This window comes from Pedobacter sp. (assembly GCF_041645105.1).
In the GTDB taxonomy this organism is placed as follows: Bacteria; Bacteroidota; Bacteroidia; order Sphingobacteriales; family Sphingobacteriaceae; genus Pedobacter.
The window spans coordinates 354,409-377,912 of record NZ_JBAZQQ010000003.1 but is presented as its reverse complement, the minus strand read 5'-3'; the positions used below and the strand labels follow the sequence as shown (position 1 = coordinate 377,912).

The window sequence follows — 23,504 nt, the reverse complement described above, 5'->3', positions numbered from 1 at the left end:
TTTTCTGGCTAAAAACCTTCATTAGGAAGCATTTCTAATAAATAGGGGAATGCTGGATTGTTATTTTCTTTTTTCCAAACCGCATATAGTGAGGTTTGCTGTGGGATACCTTTGAGTTCTATAAATTTAATATTAGGATGATGGCCAGAGGCCAGTGAGGTAGGTATAATACTAAGTCCCATGCCGTTTTCTACCAAACGGAAAATTGTTGGTGCATGGATTGAGCGGTGAGCTACTTTAGGTGCAAAGCCTTGATCTGCACATAAACTAAGAATCTGCTGGTAATAAAACTGGCTTTGCTCATTTGGAAACAATATGAAGAACTCGTCCTTCAATTGCCCGATGTTTTTAAATTTTGAGGAAGCCAGAGGATGGGAAGCGGGAAGTACAACGGAGAAGGTTTCTGTATAAACCTTTTGACTTGTAAAGCCATCAGGCAGATGATTGCTCCGCATAAAGCCAATATCTATGGCCTCATTTTGTAAGGCAATCAGTTGATCGCTATTACTAAGTTCATCTAGTTTAAATTTGATGTTAGGACAATCTGAATTAAATTTTTTAAGTAATCCAGGGAGTACAGACTCCATCGCTGATGCAACAAAGCCAATTCCAATTTGACCTGCATTTCCTTCCTTATACAATTTTAAATGAATGGCAGCTGTTTCTACTTTATTCATGATCTGTTGGACATCACGATAAAATAATTTGCCAGCATCAGTTAAGGCTACTTTTTTATTACTCCTGTCAAATAAAGTTACTTTAAGTATTTGCTCAAGTTGCTTAATTTGTTGGCTTAATGCAGATTGCGATATATATAATAATTCTGATGCTCTTCTGTAATGTAATTCGGTGGCTAGTACCTTAAAATAATTAAGGTGTCGCATTTCTAATTGATTAGTTATACTTATCATTACTTAATTAATATGTATCGTTTACTTATGATAAATATAGGCATATTTGATTATGATGATGGATAGAACCTCAACAAAATAAAACATTACCAAATGAATTTTGAAACGCAAAAACCATTAGATATCTTTCTTAATATGTTGTTCGATCGCTATGCGAAGGATGTTCCGGCAGTTAAAAAGATCACCAACTCTTTAATATCATTGGGTGTAGTAAGAGATCAGGATGAAATCGTGAATGATCATATTGCTTTCCGGACATTAGGACTACCCCATTTAGGAATTGCTTCTTTTGAAAAGATTTTCCTGCACCAAGGTTACAAAAGGATGGATTATTATCATTTTGAAGGCAAAAAACTTAATGCTTACTGGTATGCTCCACCATCACCAGAATATCCAAGGATATTCATGAGTGAATTGATTGTTAAGGATTTGTCTTCGGCATCTCAAGTAATTATTCATAAATATACCAGGCATATAGAAAAAGACCCTGTAGATATGCTGGACCTTAATGATGGACAGCAGATAGGGGAATTCTTCCATCAGCCTTTATGGCAATTACCTGATATAGAAGATTATCAGTTTTTATTGGAAGAAAGTGAGTATGCTGCTTGGGTGATATACAATCGGTATTACCTTAACCATTATACCATTAGTGTTCATGATTTAAAAAAAGGCTATAATACATTAGAGGAATTTAATGAATTTGTAGAGTCTTTAGGACTAAAATTAAATATTGTTGGAGGGAAGATCAAGGTAAGTCCCGATGGATTATTGAGACAAAGTAGTACCATCGCTGAAATGAAAGATGCCGTATTTGCGGAGAATCAAACGATGCCGATTGCAGGAAGCTATGTCGAGTTCTCGGAGAGATTGGTTTTACCTGAGTTTAAAAATCTGCCAGAGACTGATCTTAAGCGGTCGCATAGGCGTGAAGGTTTTGAAACAGACAATGCAGATAAAATATTTGAAAGTACTTACATTAGACAAACAAAGGATAAAGAATCATAAAAGCTATGAAAATCAACAATATATTAGCCCGTTTGGGTATAGAGTCAAATAATCAAGGCACATCTACAGGTATCAATAAGCTGGTTGGTAATGGACCTGTCATTAGCTCATATTCGCCTGTAAATGGAAAATTGATTGCCCATGTGGAAAGCACTGATGCTGAAGGTTATGAGGCAGTAATGCAACAGGCACAAAAAGCATTTTTACACTGGAGAGCAGTCCCAGCGCCTAAACGTGGGGACATGGTACGTCAGTTTGGTGATGCTTTACGTGAAAATAAAGAAGATCTTGGTGCACTGGTTTCTTATGAGATGGGTAAAAGTCTACAGGAAGGAATGGGTGAGGTTCAGGAAATGATAGATATATGTGATTTTGCTCTTGGTTTATCAAGACAGCTTTATGGCTTGACCATGCATTCAGAACGGCCTAATCACCGTATGTATGAGCAATGGCATCCTTTAGGTATTGTTAGTATCATATCTGCTTTTAATTTTCCGGTTGCGGTTTGGGCATGGAACACTGCATTAGCTTGGGTCTGTGGCAATGTTTGCGTCTGGAAACCATCTTCAAAAACACCATTATGTGCCGTAGCGTGTCAGAACATTATAGCCAAAGTATTAAAAGCAAATGACCTTCCTGAGGGAATTTGTAGCCTTGTGACAGGAAATGCATGTGGCAACCTGATGAATGATGATAAACGTATTTCATTAGTGTCATTTACAGGCTCAACAAAAATAGGGAGATTGGTTTCTTCTGCCGTAGCTGGCCGGTTTGGCAGGACAATCCTTGAATTAGGTGGTAATAATGCCATCATCATTTCTGAGAGTGCAGATCTTGAAATGTCAGTAATTGGTGCAGTTTTCGGAGCCGTTGGTACTGCCGGACAACGTTGTACTTCTACCCGTAGACTGATTATTCATGAAAGTGTTTATGATGATTTTACAGCTAAGCTAGCTAAAGCCTACGCACAGATTAAGATAGGAGATCCTTTAAATGAGCATAATCATATGGGGCCTTTAATTGATAAAGATGCAGTTGAAGCATATTTAAATAGTATTGAAAAGGTAAAACAGCAAGGTGGAAATTTCCTGGTAGAAGGTGGTGTTTTAGAAGGTGATGGATTAGAGTCAGGTTGTTATGTGAAGCCTTGTATTGCAGAAGTGGAGAATCATTACGAAATAGTGCAGGAAGAAACTTTTGCACCTTTGTTGTATGTTATGAAATACAGCACTATTGATCAGGCTATTCAGATGCAGAATGACGTACCTCAAGGACTATCTTCAGCAATTATGACTTTAAACTTGCGAGAAGCAGAGCAATTCTTGTCTTCTGCTGGTTCTGATTGTGGCATTGCTAATGTAAATATAGGAACTTCAGGTGCAGAGATTGGTGGTGCTTTTGGTGGTGAAAAAGAGACTGGTGGTGGTAGGGAAAGTGGATCTGATGCATGGAAAGGTTATATGCGAAGACAGACCAATACCATCAATTATTCAAATACATTACCTCTTGCACAAGGAATTAAGTTTGATTTGTAAGTATTTGTTATCTTGCTATTCAACTAGCCATAATGAAAGATAAGCTTAAGGTGTTAGCGGCCTCAATTGAGGGCGACTTATATACTGATGAAACCATGAGGCTGCTCTATGCTACAGATGCATCGGCTTACTCGGAGATGCCCCTGGCGGTAGCTATACCAGTATCAGTAGATGATCTGAAGCAATTAATTGGTTTTGCAGATCGAGAGGGTACCTCTATAATACCACGTACTGCGGGAACATCTTTAGCAGGACAGGTTGTAGGTGATGGTATTGTGGTAGATGTATCTAAGCATTTTAATAAGATTCTTGAAATTAATGCTGGAGAGCAATGGGTAAGGCTACAGCCAGGTGTGGTTAGAGATGAGTTGAATTTAATGCTCAAACCTTATGGCTTATTCTTCGGTCCTGAAACATCTACAGCTAATCGTGCTATGATCGGTGGTATGGTCGGTAATAATTCATGTGGTTCAAATTCAATTGTTTATAAAAGTACACGTGAACATACTCTTGAGGTGAAGGCATTGTTAAGTGATGCTTCTGAAGTGACATTTAAGACACTCAACTTTGATGAATTTATTGCCAAATCTGAAGGCTCCGACTTAGAAGCATCACTGTATCGTTCAATAAGAAGTCAGCTAGGAAATTATGAAAACCAACAGGAAATAAGAAAAGAATTTCCAAAGAAAAGTATAGAACGACGAAATACTGGCTATGCAATAGATTTGCTATTGGATACTGAACCTTTCACTGCAGGTGGGGATCATTTTAACTTCTGTAAGCTTATTGCCGGATCAGAAGGTACATTAGCATTTATTACAGAAATTAAACTAAATCTGGAACCGCTTCCACCCGCACATTCTGGACTGTTATGTGTGCATTTTAATAAACTGGAAGAAGCATTACGTGCCAATCTAATTGCATTAAAGTATCAGCCTAATGCCGTAGAACTTATTGATCATTATATTTTAGAATGTACCAGGGATAATATTGAACAAAGGGAAAATAGCTTTTTTGTTAATGGAGAACCTGATGCTTTACTGGTGATTGAATATGCCAGGGATACTTATGAGAAGGTAGTTGAAATTGCTATCAAAGTTGAAGCAGAAATGCGTGAACTTGGATTGGGGTATTATTTTCCGCTACTATCTGGAAATGATATGAAAAAGGTTTGGTCGCTTAGAAAAGCCGGACTGGGTTTGTTAAGCAATTTACCTGGAGATGAAAAGGCAGTGCCGGTAATTGAAGATACTGCAGTTGATGTTCAGGATTTGCCAGGATATATTTATGAATTTAATGAGATTTTAAAAAAACATGGATTGTATTCAGTTCATTATGCGCATGCAGGCTCAGGGGAGATACATTTAAGACCCATACTCAACTTAAAATCTGAATCTGGAAATCTGATGTTCAGAGTGATTGCTGAAGAGATTGCTGTTTTAGTAAAAAAGTATAGAGGTTCTTTAAGTGGAGAACATGGTGATGGAAGATTAAGGGGGGAGTTTATAGAACAGATGGTTGGCCCAAAGAATTATGCCTTGCTCAAATCACTGAAAAATACCTGGGATCCTAAAAATATATTTAATCCTGGTAAGATTATCGACACCCCGCCTATGGATACAATGCTTAGGTACGAGGCGGGGCAGAAAAGTTTTACAGTGAAAACCGTATTCCGTTATGCCGGGCAGAATATGTTACAGCATGTAGAACAATGTAATGGATCTGGAGATTGCAGGAAATCACATTTAGCAGGGGGGACCATGTGTCCCTCTTATATGGCAACACATAATGAAAAAGATACTACCAGGGCCAGAGCTAATATTTTAAGGAATTTTCTGACCCATTCGGATCAGGTAAATAAGTTCGATCATAAAGAAATTAAAGACGTACTTGATTTGTGTTTAAGTTGTAAAGGATGCAAATCTGAATGTCCTTCTAATGTAGATATGGCAAAGTTAAAGGCCGAGTTTCTACAACATTACCAGGATGCAAATGGGATTCCGTTTAGATCCAGACTTATAGCTAATTTCAACAATATTGCTGCGCTAGGTTCTGTATGGCCATCTTTATACAATTGGATAATGACAGGTCCTGTATTAACCAACCTGATGAAAACCCTGGCAGGTTTTGCTTCAAAAAGAAGTATGCCTGCAATTCATTCAATTACTTTAAGAAATTGGTTTATAATACATCAGCGCAGTAAGGAAGAAAAGCAAGTTCGTTCTTTAAAAAAGGTTTATCTTTTTTGTGATGAATTTACCAATTATCAAGATACAGAAATAGGTATTAAAGCAATCTTGTTGCTAGAGAATCTGGGTTATGAGGTAATTATACCGAAACATCTGGAAAGTGGTAGGGCATCCATATCAAAAGGTTTACTGCGTAAGGCTAAAAAAATTGCACAACATAATGTATGGTGTTTAGGCTCATTGATTACAGAAGAATCGCCACTTATTGGCATAGAGCCTTCTGCGATTTTAACATTTAGAGACGAATATCCTGATCTTGTACAGGAGGAGCAGTTGGAGACTGCTAAAAAACTGGCTTCGAATACATTCATAATTGATGAGTTTTTGGCCAGGGAAATGAAAAGAGGAAATATCCTGAAATCACAATTTAAGTCCAATTCAAAACAGATTAAATTACATGGCCATTGTCAGCAAAAAGCTTTTAATGCTCTGTCGGCAACAGAACAAATCCTTTCTTTTCCTGAGAACTATACGGTAAACACCATTGCTTCTGGTTGTTGTGGGATGGCCGGTTCTTTTGGTTATGAAAAAGAACATTTCGATTTATCTATGCAAATCGGAGAACTTGTGTTGTTCCCTGAAGTCAGAAAACAACCTGATGAAATTGTAATTTCGGCACCTGGTACAAGCTGCCGACACCAGATAAAAGATGGGACATCCAGAAAAGCATTACATCCGGTTGAGGTATTATATGATGCATTAAAAATTGTCCATTCAAGTCTTTAATTGTAACATTTATTGTTTAATTTGCACGTTCATGACGCCTCTCTCGTTCTATGCGATCAGGCAAAAAGCAAAAAATAAATGTTTAAAAAAGTAAAGCGTAAATGGGAAGATAATTGGCTCCAAATAGTTGGGGATGCAGATCGGTTTTCTCTGGAAGGCCGTATATTTCATGGCATTTGTATATCAGTTATCTGTTTCATTATCATAATTACTTTCTATAGTTTTTCGGTTTCGCTTCATTTTGCTGGTATGATTTCGGCCATTATTCTGGTTATGCAAACTGGTCTGTACATTTTAAGCCGTTTTTTTGGGAAATCCAGGCCTGCAATTATACTTACAGTAATTCAAATCAATATAGGGGTTGGAATTTCCTATTTTTATAATGCAGGTATTGGTGGGAGTATATTGTTGCTGTTTATGGCAACATTATACCTGTCGTTTCTTATTATTCCACGTAAAAAGCTTGCATTCTGGTATTTTTTTAACTTAATACTGGTTCTGGGTGTATTGGTCATAGAATATCTTAATCCTTCTAGCATAAGACATTATTATTTGACACGATTTGAGCAGTTTATAGATTTTGGTTTTACCTATTTTATGTCGAGCGTAATGATTGCTGTAGGGACAATTCAGCTACGCAGAAGTTACAGAAACCAAAAAATACGTGTAGAAGAAAAGACAGCAAAATTAGAACTGATGAATAAGGAGAAGGACAAACTTTTTTCTATCATTGGTCATGATTTAAATACACCACTTAATTCCTTACAACAGTATTTGCAACTATTGAGTGAAATGGAATTAAATACTCAAGAGCGTATACATGTAGAACAGAATCTCTCTAAATCTTTGTCGGATGCGCAATATCTTTTGGTAAATCTGTTGGAATGGGCTAAAAATCAATTACAGAACGTTCCTATGAACATAGCAGCCATGCATGTAGAACAACAATTGTCAGCAACATTAAGGATGTTTGATGAAATTGCCGCTAGAAAGAATATAAATCTGAAAGTAGAAATTGATAATGAAGTTTTCATTCTGGCCGATAAAAATATGTTTGACCTTGTGATGCGAAACTTATTAAATAATGCGGTTAAGTTTACTAATATTGGTGGTGAGATTCACGTGGGAACAGAGATTAAAGACGATCGTTGCATTATTTTCGTAAAAGACAATGGTATAGGAATTGCCCCAGACAGACAAAGTGAAATATTCAGTCTTAATATTGCGTCGAGTTATGGTACAATGAATGAAAAAGGTACTGGGCTTGGCTTGGTATTATGTAATGATTTCATTGTGCAGCAAGGAGGACGAATTTGGTTTAACAGTTCAGAAATTGATGGAACTGTCTTTTATGTTGAAATGGCTTTAGCGAGCAATTCATATTAAGTATATTTGGCGTTTCTATATTTAACAAAACAATATACTTTGGAACAACAATTATTAGACAGAAGCGAAAACAAGTGTGAATTATGTCAATCAGCGGAAACTTTAAAGTTATATGAGGTTTTGCCTCAAACAGGTAGAACTGAAGATAATTGCATCATAATCTGTGACAAGTGTTTAGGTCAGATTGAAAAAACTGAGGAGCTTGATGTTAAACACCTGAACTGTTTAAGGACAAGTATGTGGAGTGCTGTGCCTGGGGTACAGGTGGTTACATGGAGATTACTTAACCGCTTAAAGGATGAGAGCTGGGCAACAGATAGCATCGATATGATGTATATGGATGATGAAACTTTATCATGGGCGCAAGCAGGAGCTGGGGATGAAAGTACTGGAGCTGATGAAGTACATAAAGATTGTAATGGTCAGATTTTGGAAACAGGTAACTCCGTAGTTTTAACAAAAACACTTGATGTAAAAGGTTCATCACTTAGTGCTAAACTAGGTACAGTTGTTAAAAATATTCGTCTGGTAGAAGACAATACAGACCAGATTGAAGGTAAGATTGAAGGGCAGACTATTGTTATACTTACCAAATTTGTAAGGAAACAAAACTAAGCCGTATAATAAAAATTAAATTATGATGAATAAAGCTATTTTTCTGGATAGGGATGGTGTACTTAATCACGAGATTCACGATTACATTACCCGATTGGAAGATTTTGAAATACTTGATTACCAGATTGCTCCCTTAAAAAGATTGTTTGATGAAGGTTTCTTTCTAATAATAATTACAAATCAGGGAGGGATCGCAAAAGATAGGTATACTGAAGAAACATTGGCTGAAATGCATAAAGCATTAAATGAACGTTTCGAAGAACAAGGTGCATCTATTAAACATGCTTATTATTGTCCGCATCATCCAACAGTTTCGGAAGAATGTAATTGTCGTAAGCCTAAGTCAGGAATGCTTTTAGAGGCTATTGAAACTTACAATATAGATCCTGCTATATCTGTAATGATTGGCGATAAACCACGTGATGTAGAGGCTGCAAATGGAGCAGGAGTAAGGGGAATTCTTATCTCTCCTGATGAGCAAATTGATTACGATTTGGTTAAAAAGGTTCTTGCCGGTTCTGAATTTAATGTGCTTTCTGAAAAAATGCAGGCCATTTAATTTAAGAAGCGCGATCAATAAAAAAGCCTGAATCTAAAGTTCAGGCTTTTTTATGTTCAATAAAATTTTAATTAGAAGGCGTATCTAAGTGTAACTCCGAAAGTTCTTGGATCTCCAAGTACACCTGCATATAATCCTGAGTTACCAGCGGCTGCTTGTAATTGCTCATAGTATTTTGTGTTTCCAATATTTCTGCTCCATGCGAATACTGAGAATTTTTCTGACTTAAATCCTAATCTTATATTTAGCAAAGAATAACCTTCGACATTTAATACACGGGAAGGTGTTGGATTTGAAGAGTATTCCGAACGGTAACTAGCATCGCCAGCAATAAAATATCTACCATTTTGAGTAGCCAAACTACCTGCAGTACTTAATTCTGCTCCACCAGAAACATTCCATGTAGATATACCTGGTATCCTGCCTCCAGAAGCATCTTTAAATGCTACTTGAGTAGCTACTCCGTTAATGATTTCTGTATGTCCCGTTTCTTCTAATGGCAATGGCGCATTTGTGAATTTTTTATACTTACCATCAAGATAGGCCACGGCAGCATTTAAAGTTAAAAACCTTTTTAACTGATAGCTCCCATCAACTTCCAATCCTTTAACATTAACTTTTTCTGCATTAGAAAGGTAACCTCTATTTACACCTAGCTGAGGAGATTGAACATTGGTTTGGTAGTCTTTAATATCGGTGTTGAAAGCTGTTATATTTAATATTGCACCTTTAATAGGTTTTGTTTTTGCACCTATTTCATAATGCTGAACGTATTCCGGTTTTACTACGGCTAATGATAAATCTGCTTCACCATTAGAGGTTGTTGGCAAGCCTCCAACGTTAACACCAACTGGTTTGTAAGCGGTAGAAAAGTTTCCATAAATATTTAGCTTAGTATTGGGTCTATAAGATAAAGTAACATTACCGGATAAATTATTGTTATCTGTACTGGTGCTGAATTGCTGATTGCTGTAAACAGCAGCTTTAAGTGCAAGTAAAGCGGCATCTGAAGTTTGCAGACCTCCGTAGGTTACTCTGTCATATTCTACATCTTTTTTATCATAGGTAAATCTCAAACCAGGTAATATGTGTAGATTTTCTAGAAACTCCCAGTCGGCCTGTGCAAAAATAGCAGTACTTAATGATTTGATAGTTGAATTGGTTTTAATACCAAAGCCATCTAATAAACCTGGTGTAGCGTATAATGCCTGAGCACCGGTGTTAGATGTTTGCACAAATCTCCACTGATCTTTTCCTACTTCTTCTGTCTGTGCTAATCCTTTCAAATTTTGTGCAAGGGCAAATACACCAATTACACCACTTACTTTTTCAGTAATATTACCTGCGTACCTGATCTCTTGCGAATATTGATCATGACGAGAGTTACCCTGCGATTTTGTTAATGCAGAGAATTCAGAGAAATCCCTGTCATTTGTAGGATCCCAATTCCAGAACCTCCAGGCTGTAGTTGAGGTAAGTGTTCCGTTACCGATCTTATAATCAACATTCGCTGATACACCACCGATTGATTGATTTTGCTTCCAAGGAGTGTTAGTACTGATCTCTCTTGAAAAAGGATCTATTTTAGGTTGTTCATATCCTAAATCAGAAATGATTTTGGCATACTGACGGTAAGCGCTTCTTTCAGTTGTAGTGACTCCCGCAATTACCAATGGGTAGCCTGCCGGATGCTGAATACTTACATCACTACTTAATAATACCTGTAATTTATCTGATGGAGTGTAATAGAGCTGACCTTTAAAGCCAAGGTTATTTTGACCACTGTACTTTCTTTCTTCCCGGGTATTTAAAATTGTTCCATCCCGTTGTGTACCCGAAATTGAAATTTTTGCTGCAAGATTTTTTGCTACTCCACCAGAAACTGAAGTTTTAGCCTGGATGAAATTGTAGTTGCCAAAGCTCAATTCTACTTTTGCAGAAGGAGTTTGGGTTGGTTTTGTTGTAGTAATATTAAATGCACCTGCGGTAGTGTTTTTTCCAAACAAAGTGCCCTGAGGTCCACGTAGAATTTCTATTTGCTCAATGTCAAGAAAATCTGTTGAGGTGGCAGCAGGACGAGCCTGGTAGACACCATCTACATAAAAGCCTACTCCAGGATCGATACCATCATTGGTTAAGCCAAATGTTGAGCCTAATCCCCTGATATTAAGTGTTGTATTTCTTGCGTTTGATGCGTATAGCTGAACCGAAGGAACTAATTCCTTTAAACGGTTGACATTGAATGCTCCAGCATTTTCAGCGGCTTGTCCACCAATAACAGTAATTGCAATAGGAACATCCTGAAGAACTTCCGAGCGCCTTCTTGAGGTCACAACAATTTCATCCAGCAGCTCACTTTCAACAAGGATTAATTCCAAAGGAGTATCCTGGATCCTTAGTACCTGAAAGTCCTGTGGTTTATAGCCAACTGAACTAACGCGAATGTAAAATGGAGGCTCTTGATTTGAACTGATACTGAATTTGCCATTCTCATCTGCAGTTACGGAGTTATTTGTGCCCCTGATTAATACGGTTGCACGTGGTACCTCGGCACCATTGGAATTCTTTATTATGCCTTTTATTTCATACTGGGCAAAGGTGTAGCTTGCCGAAAGCAGAAATGGCAAGATAAAGAGTATTACTTTTTTCATAATTATTTTGGTGATTATGCGCAGTTATGGTTTGTTTTATGCGCGTTGGTTTGATTTATTTGGGTTATTATTATTACTGATAAAAATGGCATAGCAAGTCCATGTAGATGTTTTTAACATCCATTAAAGCTTATTTATAAATTTGCTAATGGTGCTTGATAAGCGCTAGTGTTGATCTACCTTTCTTAGACTGAGCAGCAACAACAGGGCATGAGATGAAGCCCTTTGTATTGATCATTATTAAACTTAATGTAGTTAAATTTTGCTTTCATTTTGGTTCGTTTTATAAACGTTATCGCTAATGTAGTGGGACAAATATATTAACAATTCTTATCAATACAAATAAAAACTATAGATTTAGTAGACTATTATGTTAAAAGGTTATTTACCAGTGTTTTAATATTTGAATAGCTTTAAAAAATCCTTATGAAGAGGTTGAAAGTAAAGGTTGATAGGGGGAATGGTTGATAGAATTGATACCTATAAAAAAAGGATAGAACATTTTTTAATAATGTTCTATCCTTTTTTGTTATTATCTCCTCAGGTTGTAGAAATGTGTGTTATTTATTTTCCAGATGCCTTAGCGTGATCTGCTAAGAATGTAGCTAAACCGCTATCAGTTAATGGATGTTTCAATAATGCAGTGATTGCTGATAATGGAGCTGTAATTACGTCAGCACCTAATTTAGCACAAGCAACAATATGCAACGGTCCGCGAATTGAAGCTGCAAGAATCTCAGTAGGGTAGCCATAATTATCAAATATCAATCTGATATCTTCAATTAACTGTAAGCCATCAGTAGAAATATCGTCTAAACGACCTAAAAATGGAGAAACATAAGAAGCACCAGCTTTTGCTGCTAATAATGCTTGTCCTGCTGAGAATATTAAAGTACAGTTAGTTCTGATACCTTTTGAAGTTAGATATTTAATAGCCTTAACGCCATCTTTAATCATAGGAACTTTTACTACGATTTTTGGATTTAATTTAGCTAACGCTTCACCTTCTTTAATAATTTCATCATAAGTAGTTGAAATTACTTCGGCACTTACATTGTCATCAACGATATCGCAGATTGCTTTATAATGGGCAATTACATTATCATCACCTGTAATACCTTCTTTAGCCATAAGGCTCGGATTGGTGGTAACACCGTCTAAAATACCAAGGTCTTGTGCTTCTTTAATCTGGTCAAGATTAGCTGTATCAATGAAAAATTTCATGTTATTTTAATTAGCAATTGTTTTATGTTTAAATGTATCAATTATTTTCGCCTAAATTAGGCAATTACATTGAGCTCTTTTAGGAAAATTTGAATAATAAGAGTCTGTTTAGATTATTACTTTTATTGAAAAAAGTAAAAAATGGGCAAGCAACTTTTATCGCACCGCTACAACCTTCTACCCTTGCTTCGTTCCCGCCCTGGGGGAGTTCAAAGGGAGCTGATCGTAAAAGACTTGCCCACTGCAAATGTAGCAAAAGAGATCAGTTTACAAAAGGGAAAATCATAAATAGTTGTGTTTTTTTATCAGAAAACACATAATCAATTGAGGATAAATAGATTGATGATGAAAAATATTTTAATGATCAGTGACAAATAAAAGATCAGTGACAAATAGAGTAGTCAGAGTAGGGGATTATGCTTTATGAAAAATTATTCTAAATAACATGATTATCAAATTCATAATTTCAAACGTTACATTTTATTGAAATAGTAATATTGATGTGTTTTATTTTAAATATGTTGAATATATACTAAAAAATATATAAATATTGTAATTTGTCATGTTTTTATCGTATCTTAGTGTCCTAAATACACTTACCATAAACACATCACCAAAACTATTAAACGGAATATGGAACTAACACAAGATAACCAGGGGTTATACGACCAGCGTTTTGAACATGATGCATGCGGCATCGGATTTGTTGCCCATATAAAGGGCCGCAAGTCGCAGCAAATCATTTCAGATGCGATAACCATTCTTGAAAATCTTGATCACCGCGGGGCAGTAGGCGCTGAAATCAACACAGGAGACGGGGCAGGTATTATGATACAGATACCTCACGAATACCTATATGATGAATGTCTTAAAATCGGATTCAGCTTGAATGAATCTGGAGATTACGGCGTTGGTATGCTTTTTTTACCCAAAGATGTAAAAGCTAGAGAAGAATGCAGAGAGATTATTTACAGGGCAGCGGAGAAGCTTAACCTTGAAATTCTAGGCTTTAGAAAGGTGCTGACCAACACCGATGGCATAGGTGATATGGCCTTGTCTGTTGAGCCGGAAATGGAACAGGTATTTGTGGCACGTCCATATGCGGTTGCTGCAGGAGCTGATTTCGAACGTAAGCTTTACGTATTTAAAAACTACCTGTCTAAAACTATTAACACGACAGTAAAGGGAATTAATGGTGATTTTTATATTGCTTCTTTTTCTTCTCGTACCATAGTATATAAAGGACAGCTTACTTCATTACAAGTAAGATCTTACTTTACTGAATTAAGTGATAAACGTGTAGTATCTGCGTTTGGATTGGTGCATTCCCGTTTTGCAACCAATACATTCCCTTCGTGGAGATTGGCCCAGCCTTTCAGATATATTGCTCATAATGGAGAGATCAATACTTTACAAGGTAATTTGAACTGGTTCAGGGCAAGTGTTAAATCTTTTGCTTCTTCATATTTTACTCAAGAAGAATTAAATATTTTACTTCCTGTAATTGATGAGTCGAACTCAGATTCAGGATGTTTGGATAATATAGTTGAATTATTACTGCATTCTGGCCGTTCATTACCACATGTACTTATGATGCTAATTCCTGAAGCATGGGATGGCAACGAAGATATGGATGAGCTGAAACAAGCATTTTATAAGTTTCATGCTACATTAATGGAGCCATGGGATGGACCAGCTGCTGTTTCATTTACAGATGGCAACCTGATTGGTGCAACATTAGATAGAAATGGTCTGCGCCCTCAAAGATATGCCATTACTGAAGATGATCGTGTAATTATGGCTTCAGAAGCTGGAGCTTTGGCACTAGATCAGAGTAAGATCATTGAAAAAGGTAGACTTACACCTGGTAAAATGTTTGTGGTAGACATGGAGCAGGGGCGTATCATTAGTGACGATGAGATTAAAAAACAGATTTGTGGAAGCAGACCTTATGGCGATTGGATTAATCAATACCAGATCAGGCTAGAAGAGCTTCCTGAGCCTAGATTGGTGTTCAGTGGTTTGTCGGAAGAATCAATTTTTAGATATCAGCAGGTATTTGGTTACAGCAGAGAGGATGTAGATCTGATTCTGAAACCAATGGCCAGAGATGCTAAAGAGCCAATTGGCTCAATGGGTACTGACATTCCGTTGGCAGTTTTATCTCAAAAACCACAACACCTTTCTTCATATTTTAAACAATTATTTGCACAGGTAACTAATCCACCGATTGACCCAATCAGGGAAAAGGTGGTAATGAGTCTTGCGGGTTTCATGGGAAATGCAGGGAATATATTGGAAGAAAATGCTATGCAGTGCCACTGTGTAGGTATCAAACATCCAATCTTAACCAACCATGAGCTGGAAAAATTAAGAAGTATCGATACAGGTGTATTTCAATCTAAAACTTTACAAACCTATTTCAGGGCAGATGGTAAACCTGGTACCTTGGCAAAAGGCCTTGACAGACTTTGCCGTTATGCCGTAGACGCTGTTGAAGATGGCTTCCAGGTGATTGTACTGTCAGATCGTGCACTAGATTCAGAGCATGCTGCTATTCCTTCTTTGCTGGCTGTTTCTGCAGTACATCATCACCTGATCCGTAAAGGATACAGGGGGGCTGTTGGTATTGTAGTTGAGGCAGGTGACGTTTGGGAAGTACATCATTTTGCAACTTTAATTGGATTTGGTGCAACTGCAGTGAACCCGTACCTTGCATTGGAGACAATTACCGGTTTTGAAACTGAACTTGGAGTTAAGTCAGAAAAATTAATACAGAACTATATTTACGCTATTAATAATGGATTGTTGAAGATTTTCTCAAAAATGGGAATCTCTACTTTACAATCGTATCATGGAGCACAAATCTTTGAAATCCTTGGTTTACATAAAAGTGTAGTTGATAATTATTTTACTGGTGCTGTATCAAGAATTGGTGGATTAGGTTTGGATGAAATTGCCAAAGAAACACTGATTAAACACAACAGAGTATTTAAATTGAATAACCGCCCTGATCCGATATTGCCTACAGGTGGAAATTACAAATGGAAACGTAAAGGTGAGCAACATTTGTTCAATCCTCAAACCATTCACTTATTACAAAACTCTACTCGTAAAAAAGATTATAGCATTTACAAACAGTACTCTAAACTGGTAAATGAGCAAACAAATCAAGCTTTTACCATAAGAGGTTTATTCGAATTTAACTACAATCGTCCGGCTGTTCCATTGGAAGAGGTTGAACCGATTGAAGGTATATTAAAACGTTTTGCTACGGGAGCAATGTCATTTGGCTCTATCTCTCACGAAGCACACTCTACTTTAGCTATTGCAATGAACCGCATTGGTGGAAAGAGTAATACTGGTGAGGGTGGTGAAGATGAATTGAGATATGAATTGCTGCCAAATGGTGATTCGATGCGTTCTGCTATTAAGCAGATTGCTTCTGCACGTTTTGGTGTAACCAGTTATTACCTAAGTAACGCAGATGAGTTGCAAATAAAAATGGCGCAAGGTGCTAAGCCAGGTGAAGGTGGACAATTACCAGGCGAAAAAGTTGATGACTGGATTGGAAAGGTTCGTCATGCTACACCGGGAGTAGGATTAATTTCTCCTCCACCACACCATGATATTTATTCAATCGAGGATTTGGCACAGCTGATTTTTGATTTGAAAAACGCCAACCGTGAAGCAAGAATAAATGTTAAACTGGTTTCTAAAGCTGGTGTAGGTACCATTGCAGCAGGTGTTGCTAAAGCACATGCTGATGTGATCCTCGTATCTGGTTTTGATGGTGGTACTGGTGCTTCACCTTTAACCTCAATACAGCATGCTGGTTTACCATGGGAACTTGGTTTGGCTGAGGCACATCAAACATTGGTTAAAAACCGTTTACGTAGCAGAGTAGTTCTACAAACAGATGGACAATTGAAAACTGGTAAAGATATTGCAATTGCGACTTTATTAGGAGCTGAAGAATGGGGTGTGGCTACAGCTGCATTAGTAACTACTGGTTGTATCATGATGCGTAAGTGTCATCTGAATACCTGTCCGGTTGGTGTTGCTACACAAGATCCTAATTTAAGGAAATTGTTTACCGGTGAAGCTGATCATGTTGTGAATTTGTTCTACTTCTTAGCTGAAGAGTTAAGAGAAACAATGGCAGAGCTTGGTTTCAGAACAGTTCAGGAAATGGTTGGGCAAGCAGATGCATTAAGTGTACGTGCTATTGAAGAAAGTGACTGGAAATTAAAAGATCTTGATCTTTCTGCAATTCTTTACAAAGCACCAGATAATGGCTTAAGTTTATATCAAACGGAAACTCAGGATCATGGATTGGCAGAAGTGCTTGATCATGAACTGATCAAAGCCGCACAGCCTGCATTGGCGACTAAGGAGCCTATATATAAAGAGTTTGAGTTGAAAAACACAAACCGTGCCGTTGGAACTATGCTTTCTAATGAAGTTTCTAAAATTTACAAGAGCCAGGGCTTACCTGCTGATACCATCAACTTTAAGTTTAAAGGATCTGCAGGTCAAAGTTTCGGAGCTTTTGCAACAAAAGGGATATCATTACAGTTAGAAGGTGAAGCGAATGACTACGTAGGTAAAGGTCTTTCAGGAGCAAGATTGTCTATCTATCCATTTAGTAATGTACCATATGTTCCGGAGCAGAATATCATCATTGGTAACGTTGCCCTTTATGGTGCAACTTCTGGAGAATTGTTTGTACGTGGACAAGCGGGTGAGCGTTTTGCAGTGAGAAACTCAGGAGCTACAGCAGTAGTTGAAGGACTTGGCGATCACGGTTGTGAGTACATGACTGGTGGTGAAGTACTGATAATTGGAGATACAGGTAGCAACTTTGCTGCAGGTATGAGCGGTGGTGTGGCTTGGGTATACAATACAAAAGGCGACTTTGCAAGTAAATGCAATAAGGAAATGGTAGATCTTGATCCACTTGATGAGCAAGATGAACTAAGAATAAATGTATTGCTAAAAAGACATATCCAGCTTACCAACAGTGAAGTAGCTAAGTTCATCTTGAACGATTGGACCACTCAATCTGCACACTTTATTAAAGTATTCCCTAAAGAATACAAAGCTGTGTTGCAAAAAAGAGCAAAATCAGTTAAAGTATAAAGAAAGAGCAGATCAAGAATAGAAGACAAAAAATGACCACAACAAGTAATTCAAAAATATAATGGGAAAAGTAACCGGATTTATAGAATATGAAAGAACTGCTCCTGCAAAAGAAGATGCTAAAGCTCGTTTAAAACATTATAATGAGTTTGTCTCGCCTTTTGAAACTGAGCAAGTAAATACCCAGGCAGCAAGATGTATGGATTGTGGAGTGCCTTTTTGCCAGTCGGGATGCCCGCTTGGTAACGTTATTCCAGAATTTAACGAAGCAGTATATAAAGGAGATTGGCATTTGGCCTCAACTATATTGTTGAGTACAAATAATTTCCCTGAGTTTACAGGTAGGATTTGTCCTGCACCATGCGAGTCTGCATGTGTACTGGGCATCAACAAATCACCTGTATCAATTGAAGAAATAGAAAAACATATCATAGAAACAGCTTTTGCAAAAGGATATATCAAAGCAGAACCACCTTTAATCCGTACTGGTAAAAAAGTGGCTGTAATTGGCTCTGGCCCGGCTGGACTAGCAGCTGCTGCACAGTTGAATAAAGCTGGTCATGAGGTAGTTGTTTATGAACGCGACGATACACCTGGTGGTTTGTTAAACTATGGTATCCCTGATTTTAAATTGCAAAAAGATGTAGTAACGCGTCGTATTGCCTTGATGGAAAAAGAAGGTATTGTATTTAAATGCAATTCAAACGTTGGTGTGAATGTAGAGTTGAATACTTTACTGAGAGATTTTCAATCTATTATTTTAGCTGGTGGTTCGACTATTCCGCGTGATCTTCCTGCAAAAGGTAGAGAAGCAAAGGGAGTACATTTCGCAATGGACTTTTTAAAGCAACAAAATAAAAGAGTTAAGAATTTTCAGGTTGAGGGAGAAGATATTCTGGCAACAGGAAAAGATGTGATCGTAATTGGTGGTGGTGATACAGGTTCTGACTGTATTGGTACTTCTAATCGTCAGGGTGCTAAATCAGTTACCCAGTTCGAGATCATGCCTATGCCATCTCAAAGCCGTACCGAAAATATGCCATGGCCAACTTATCCTATGTTGCTTAAAGTAACCTCTTCTCATGAAGAAGGTTGTGAAAGAGGCTGGGGAGTAAACACCAAGGAGTTTATTAAAGATGAAAATGGTAATCTGAAAGCGGTAAAGGTAGTTGATGTAGAATGGGATATTGATGCAACAGGTCGCCCTGTAAACTTCAAAGAAAAACCAGGTACAGAACGTGATTTACCTTGTCAGCTTGTATTATTAGCTATGGGTTTCTTACATCCACAAAAGGAAGGCTTAATTGAGAAGCTGGGTGTTGATGTAGATAACAGAGGTAATGTGAAAGCAGAGGAAGGTAAATATCAGACTAATATTGCTAAAATATTTGCAGCCGGAGATATGCGTCGTGGCCAATCATTAGTGGTTTGGGCAATATCTGAAGGTAGAGAAGCTGCACGTAAAGTAGACCAGTATTTAATGGGACATAGTAGTTTACCATCTAAAGATGGAATTCCATATGCTTAAAAGGTTTGTCTTACTGACGTAACTTATAGAAAACGGCCTGTATCGCGATGATACAGGCCGTTTTGTTTTTAGGATAAATGAATTATTAATGAATCTATTGATTCTTATGTTTGACTATTGTTTGTTAAAAGTCAAAATGTATAGTTGTGAATTAGCCCTGACAAACATTTTTTTTAAAATGATGTTCTTTGTAGGATATGAGAACACTGCTCCTTTTATTTTTCAGTATAATCTTAGTCAGCTGTAACCATTTTGAGTTCAGCCCTAATCAGACTTTTGATAATATTTCTTTAAAAGATATAAATGCCACTAATTTAAAGCGATTAGGTAATGGCGCAAATGACGATACCGTAAAGTTTGTCTTAACAGGTGATTCACAACGTTCAAGAGATGAAACTGTTCAGCTTTGTAAAACAGTGAATGCCATGAATGATATTGATTTCGTAATTCTCAATGGCGACATTACTGAATTTGGTGTCCTTAAAGAAATGCTATGGATTTCAAGAACATTAGAAAGTCTAAACAGACCATATGTAGCTATTATCGGAAATCATGATGAAACAGGGCGAGGTAGGGAGTCTTTTAGAAACATGTTTGGTGAGTTGAATTACTCTTTCGTCTATGGAGGGATTAAGTTTATTGCGCACGATACCAATAGCAGGGAGTATGGTTTTAACGGACACATTCCAGATATGCCCTGGCTAAAGCAGCAATTGAAACCTGAACCTGGTATAACAGGATATGTAGCAGCATCTCATATTCCAGTAAATTCTGAAGATTTTGATCAGAATTTAAGTAATGATTATATGAAATCTTTTGCAGAAACCCCTGGCTTTCTTGCCTCATTACATGCACATACTCATAATTTTGATGTGTATTATCCTGACAACTCAGGAATCCCTTACATTGTAACCAGTTCTATCGGTAACAGAGAGTTTTTAGTTATTCAAATTGTAAACAATAAATTAAGTTTTGAACGTGTACCATTTTAGATATCAAATTGTTTTTTTATTGTTGCTGATAGGAAGTGGCATGGAAGCGAATGCTCAGAAGTTAAAGTTTTTAGTTCCAGATGAGGCTATAGTGCAATATGCTGGGAGTATAGGCTATTTTAGTGTTGGAGCGGGGTACGAGATCTTTGGTAATAAAAGAGGAAATTTATCATTTCACTACGGTTATGTGCCTGAAAATAAAGGTGGTGAATTGAATATAGCAACTGTTAAACTTTCCTATAAGCCTTGGGTTGTTAAGCTGAAAGAGTGGGGCACTTTGTACCCTTTTAATCCTGGCTTCTTTGCCAGTTATACTTTTCATAAAGATTTAAGTTTGTTTTTCCCTTCTGGTCAATATCCTAATGATTATTACTATTGGTCTGAAGCGATCCGTCCACATCTTTCTTTTAATACTGAGCTAGAAGTAAAACCGCCAAAGGCTTTGGCAAATGCAGGAATAAAGGGACTTGGCTTTTATATCGAAACGAATACTAATGATTTTTATCTGATCAACTATTTGCAAAACATGAAGACACTCACAATTGACGATATTTTTCAATTGGGACTGGGCTTAAGAGTTAAGTTTTGACGTATTTTGATCCTGTTTATTTCATTGTCGGATTCTTCTTACCATTTTTAAGCATCTCTATGGTTTTTTCTAAGCGGGTTATTTTTGTCTTTTCCTGTTTAGCGGTTAATATCCAGAGTACATATTCTTTTTTATGAGAATAGGCTAGTGATTCAAAGAATACTTTGGCATCAGGCTGTTGTTTAAATAGTTTTTCTAATTCAGGAGGGGCCTTTATCATTCTGTTTTCTACATCAATATATTCAGAAAAGGCACTGTCTTTGATTTCTTTATTGCCAACTCCAGATGCTTTTACAGCAGCAATAGGTTTGATTCTGAGCCCAGTCCACACCTCGTCAATAGCTGCAGAAGCACAAGGAGTTAGCTTATAAGTTTCTAACTCTTTCCACTTTTCCATTTTTAAGTCAGTATCAATTCCACTGTTCTTTTTGGGATAAGCAATCCAAACAATCTGATCATAGATTTTTGAAGCAAATTTTTGAAGTAAATCATTTAGTCCTGTACTATTTTTTGCAAATAACAGCATACCCTGGTACACAGTGTTTTCATCATTGCTGATCTCTATAGAAGAGGTGTTGCCTAATATGGTTGTTAAATTATCAGGCGCATTAGCTACTATAACTTTAAAACCAGGTTTAAACAATAGTTTTTTTAACAGGCCATTTTCCATATTTAACGAATTAAATTTACAATCTTAATTTAGCAAAGAAATCCCAAAGTACAATACCAGCAGATATGGTAATGTTAAATGAGTGTTTAGTCCCAAACTGTGGAATTTCAATGCATTCATCAATTTTAGTCATGACCTCATCATCAACCCCATTTACTTCGTTACCAAAGATCAGGGCAAACTTTTTGTCGGAAGCAGGTTTATAAGTATTTAACATAGTACTTCCTGCAGCCTGTTCAATGGCAATGATTTCATAACCATCAGCTCTTAAAGCCTCTACAGCACCAATGGTCGTATTAAAGTATTGCCAGCTTACCGATTGTGTAGCTCCTAAAGCAGTCTTCTCGATTTCACGATGAGGAGGTTGAGCTGTAATGCCACATAAGTAAATTCCAGCAATAGAAAAGCCATCTGCTGTTCTAAAAATAGAGCCAATATTGTGCATACTGCGCACATTATCAAGCACCACAATTACCGGAAGTTTTTCCTGCTCCTTAAATTCATCAATACTTACACGGTTCAGATCGTCTAATTTCAATTTCTGCATGTCGCAAAAATAAAATTAAATTGCGGAAGCACCGTTGCCTATTTCACTTATATAAATTGACGCAGGATAACCAATGCGATCAACATAATAATCAGTTAGTTTTTTAGCGAAATCTTCTTCCTTTCCTTTTTCAAGTAAAGCGATTGCGCAACCACCAAAGCCAGCACCAGTCATGCGTGCACCAATCACATGATCATAGTCAGTGCAAAAATCTACAACAGTATCCAATTCAATACCCGACACTTCATAAAGGTCTTTTAAAGATTGATGAGAAGCATACATGAGACGACCAAAAGTTGATAAATCTCCTTCATTTAATGCTTTTGCTGCCAGGCTAACACGGTCATTTTCTTTTACAACATGTGTTGCCCGATTCAAAACGACAGGATCTGTAATCAGGTGACTATGTAAAGCAAACTTCTCCGCATTCAATTCGCAGAGATTATTAAGTTTGATTTCTTCATTTAACTGATTTAAGGCAGTCTGACATTCCTCTACGCGTTCATTATATTTAGATTCTGCAAGTTTTCTCGGTTTATTGGTATTAACGATGGCCAGTGAGTAGTTTCCTAAATTACAATCTACAATTTTGTGTTTAACTGTATCACAGTTTAAAACTATGGCTTTATTGGTTTCACCAAAAGCAACAGCAAATTGGTCCATAATACCACAATTAACCCCAATAAATTCGTTTTCAACTTTTTGTGCCAGCAATGGGATTTCTATTTTTTCGTAACCCAGATTAAAATAATCATTCAAAGCAAAAGCCATAGCTACTTCAATAGATGCCGATGATGATAAACCAGAACCTATTGGAATATTGCCAAAAAACAAGAGATCCAGACCAGTTGTAATTTGATGTGTTTTTAAAATTTCATTGAAGACTCCTAAAGGATAATTAAACCATTCAGAGCCTGTTTTTGTATAGCTTGATTGTAAAGGGAATTCTTGTTCTTCAGGAAAATTTAGACTTTTGAAACGGATTACATTATCTTTATTTGGTGCCATACACAACCAGGTGCCAAGTGTAACAGCGCAAGGCATTACCAATCCACCATTATAATCAATGTGCTCTCCGATAAGGTTTACGCGTCCAGGTGTAAAATAATTTGCTGTTGGTTCATATCCGTATTTTTCTAAGAACTTATTGATTAATTCCGCTTTCATTGTAA

Annotated in this window: 16 protein-coding genes and 1 other RNA gene; 10 read left to right on the top strand and 7 right to left on the bottom strand. The window is 37.0% G+C overall.

Annotated features, from left to right (window positions below; all coding sequences use genetic code 11):
• Window positions 1-8: 8 nt before the first annotated feature.
• Window positions 9-911 carry a LysR family transcriptional regulator gene (locus tag WC623_RS11600; RefSeq protein WP_372851140.1) on the bottom strand — a complete coding sequence of 301 codons (903 nt, stop codon included), beginning with the start codon at window positions 909-911 and terminating at the stop codon, window positions 9-11.
• A gap of 93 nt (window positions 912-1,004) precedes the next feature.
• Here WC623_RS11600 and WC623_RS11595 point away from each other — a divergent pair, with 93 nt between their 5' ends.
• The 6 genes from WC623_RS11595 (at window position 1,005) to WC623_RS11570 (ending at window position 8,989) form a co-directional block, all read left to right on the top strand.
• Window positions 1,005-1,919, top strand: coding sequence for a DUF1338 domain-containing protein (locus tag WC623_RS11595; protein ID WP_372851138.1), 915 nt, complete (start codon window positions 1,005-1,007; stop codon window positions 1,917-1,919).
• A gap of 5 nt (window positions 1,920-1,924) precedes the next feature.
• The gene (locus tag WC623_RS11590; protein WP_372851136.1) at window positions 1,925-3,454 is read left to right on the top strand and encodes an aldehyde dehydrogenase family protein; all 1,530 of its coding nucleotides are present in this window, start codon (window positions 1,925-1,927) and stop codon (window positions 3,452-3,454) included.
• 32 nt (window positions 3,455-3,486) lie between these two features.
• Window positions 3,487-6,429: an FAD-binding and (Fe-S)-binding domain-containing protein gene (locus tag WC623_RS11585; RefSeq protein WP_372851134.1), complete on the top strand. Its 2,943-nt coding sequence runs from the start codon at window positions 3,487-3,489 to the stop codon at window positions 6,427-6,429.
• Between the two features lie 78 nt (window positions 6,430-6,507).
• Complete coding sequence (locus WC623_RS11580) at window positions 6,508-7,815, top strand: sensor histidine kinase (RefSeq protein WP_372851132.1); 1,308 nt, start codon at window positions 6,508-6,510, stop codon at window positions 7,813-7,815.
• Window positions 7,816-7,854: 39 nt separating this feature from the next.
• Window positions 7,855-8,430 carry a PhnA domain-containing protein gene (locus WC623_RS11575; RefSeq protein ID WP_372851130.1) on the top strand — a complete coding sequence of 192 codons (576 nt, stop codon included), beginning with the start codon at window positions 7,855-7,857 and terminating at the stop codon, window positions 8,428-8,430.
• Window positions 8,431-8,452: 22 nt separating this feature from the next.
• Window positions 8,453-8,989 carry a D-glycero-alpha-D-manno-heptose-1,7-bisphosphate 7-phosphatase gene (locus WC623_RS11570; RefSeq protein WP_372851128.1) on the top strand — a complete coding sequence of 179 codons (537 nt, stop codon included), beginning with the start codon at window positions 8,453-8,455 and terminating at the stop codon, window positions 8,987-8,989.
• A gap of 71 nt (window positions 8,990-9,060) precedes the next feature.
• On the opposite strand, the gene WC623_RS11565 is transcribed toward WC623_RS11570, so the two are convergent.
• The 3 genes from WC623_RS11565 to ffs form a co-directional block, all read right to left on the bottom strand.
• A complete protein-coding gene (locus tag WC623_RS11565; protein WP_372851126.1) occupies window positions 9,061-11,640 on the bottom strand; it encodes a TonB-dependent receptor in 2,580 nt (859 codons plus the stop codon).
• Between the two features lie 564 nt (window positions 11,641-12,204).
• The gene (gene fsa, locus WC623_RS11560) at window positions 12,205-12,864 is read right to left on the bottom strand and encodes a fructose-6-phosphate aldolase (protein WP_372851124.1); all 660 of its coding nucleotides are present in this window, start codon (window positions 12,862-12,864) and stop codon (window positions 12,205-12,207) included.
• A 140-nt stretch (window positions 12,865-13,004) separates the two neighbouring features.
• Window positions 13,005-13,104: signal recognition particle sRNA small type (gene ffs / locus WC623_RS11555), an RNA gene on the bottom strand.
• Between the two features lie 393 nt (window positions 13,105-13,497).
• Between ffs and gltB the strand changes: the two genes are divergently transcribed.
• From gltB to WC623_RS11535, 4 genes are all read left to right on the top strand, one after another.
• A complete protein-coding gene (gene gltB, locus WC623_RS11550) occupies window positions 13,498-18,006 on the top strand; it encodes a glutamate synthase large subunit (RefSeq protein WP_372851122.1) in 4,509 nt (1,502 codons plus the stop codon).
• A 61-nt stretch (window positions 18,007-18,067) separates the two neighbouring features.
• Window positions 18,068-19,534, top strand: coding sequence for a glutamate synthase subunit beta (locus tag WC623_RS11545; protein ID WP_372851120.1), 1,467 nt, complete (start codon window positions 18,068-18,070; stop codon window positions 19,532-19,534).
• A gap of 197 nt (window positions 19,535-19,731) precedes the next feature.
• Window positions 19,732-20,526 (top strand): metallophosphoesterase, encoded by a 795-nt coding sequence (locus tag WC623_RS11540; protein WP_372851118.1) that lies wholly within the window; start codon window positions 19,732-19,734, stop codon window positions 20,524-20,526.
• Window positions 20,527-20,548: 22 nt separating this feature from the next.
• Window positions 20,549-21,115, top strand: coding sequence for a hypothetical protein (locus WC623_RS11535; RefSeq protein ID WP_372851116.1), 567 nt, complete (start codon window positions 20,549-20,551; stop codon window positions 21,113-21,115).
• 16 nt (window positions 21,116-21,131) lie between these two features.
• Here WC623_RS11535 and WC623_RS11530 read toward each other — a convergent pair whose 3' ends face one another.
• The 3 genes from WC623_RS11530 to WC623_RS11520 are packed head-to-tail and all read right to left on the bottom strand — an operon-like array spanning window position 21,132 to window position 23,499.
• Entirely contained in the window at window positions 21,132-21,785 is a 654-nt protein-coding gene (locus WC623_RS11530; protein WP_372851114.1) for a YdeI family protein, read from the bottom strand.
• A gap of 16 nt (window positions 21,786-21,801) precedes the next feature.
• On the bottom strand, window positions 21,802-22,332 hold the full coding sequence (locus WC623_RS11525; RefSeq protein ID WP_372851112.1) for an RNA methyltransferase: 531 nt from the start codon (window positions 22,330-22,332) through the stop codon (window positions 21,802-21,804).
• A 15-nt stretch (window positions 22,333-22,347) separates the two neighbouring features.
• Window positions 22,348-23,499 carry a galactokinase gene (locus WC623_RS11520; RefSeq protein WP_372851110.1) on the bottom strand — a complete coding sequence of 384 codons (1,152 nt, stop codon included), beginning with the start codon at window positions 23,497-23,499 and terminating at the stop codon, window positions 22,348-22,350.
• Window positions 23,500-23,504 lie beyond the last annotated feature (5 nt).

Excerpts from the sequence above, each read along its gene's own strand:
- WC623_RS11600 (WP_372851140.1), bottom strand. The coding sequence starts at position 911 with ATGATAAGTATAACTAATCAATTAGAAATGCGACACCTTAATTATTTT.
- WC623_RS11595 (WP_372851138.1), top strand. The coding sequence starts at position 1,005 with ATGAATTTTGAAACGCAAAAACCATTAGATATCTTTCTTAATATGTTG.
- WC623_RS11590 (WP_372851136.1), top strand. The coding sequence starts at position 1,925 with ATGAAAATCAACAATATATTAGCCCGTTTGGGTATAGAGTCAAATAAT.
- WC623_RS11585 (WP_372851134.1), top strand. The coding sequence starts at position 3,487 with ATGAAAGATAAGCTTAAGGTGTTAGCGGCCTCAATTGAGGGCGACTTA.
- WC623_RS11580 (WP_372851132.1), top strand. The coding sequence starts at position 6,508 with ATGTTTAAAAAAGTAAAGCGTAAATGGGAAGATAATTGGCTCCAAATA.
- WC623_RS11570 (WP_372851128.1), top strand. The coding sequence starts at position 8,453 with ATGATGAATAAAGCTATTTTTCTGGATAGGGATGGTGTACTTAATCAC.
- WC623_RS11565 (WP_372851126.1), bottom strand. The coding sequence starts at position 11,640 with ATGAAAAAAGTAATACTCTTTATCTTGCCATTTCTGCTTTCGGCAAGC.
- fsa (WP_372851124.1), bottom strand. The coding sequence starts at position 12,864 with ATGAAATTTTTCATTGATACAGCTAATCTTGACCAGATTAAAGAAGCA.
- gltB (WP_372851122.1), top strand. The coding sequence starts at position 13,498 with ATGGAACTAACACAAGATAACCAGGGGTTATACGACCAGCGTTTTGAA.
- WC623_RS11545 (WP_372851120.1), top strand. The coding sequence starts at position 18,068 with ATGGGAAAAGTAACCGGATTTATAGAATATGAAAGAACTGCTCCTGCA.
- WC623_RS11540 (WP_372851118.1), top strand. The coding sequence starts at position 19,732 with ATGAGAACACTGCTCCTTTTATTTTTCAGTATAATCTTAGTCAGCTGT.
- WC623_RS11530 (WP_372851114.1), bottom strand. The coding sequence starts at position 21,785 with ATGGAAAATGGCCTGTTAAAAAAACTATTGTTTAAACCTGGTTTTAAA.
- WC623_RS11525 (WP_372851112.1), bottom strand. The coding sequence starts at position 22,332 with ATGCAGAAATTGAAATTAGACGATCTGAACCGTGTAAGTATTGATGAA.
- WC623_RS11520 (WP_372851110.1), bottom strand. The coding sequence starts at position 23,499 with ATGAAAGCGGAATTAATCAATAAGTTCTTAGAAAAATACGGATATGAA.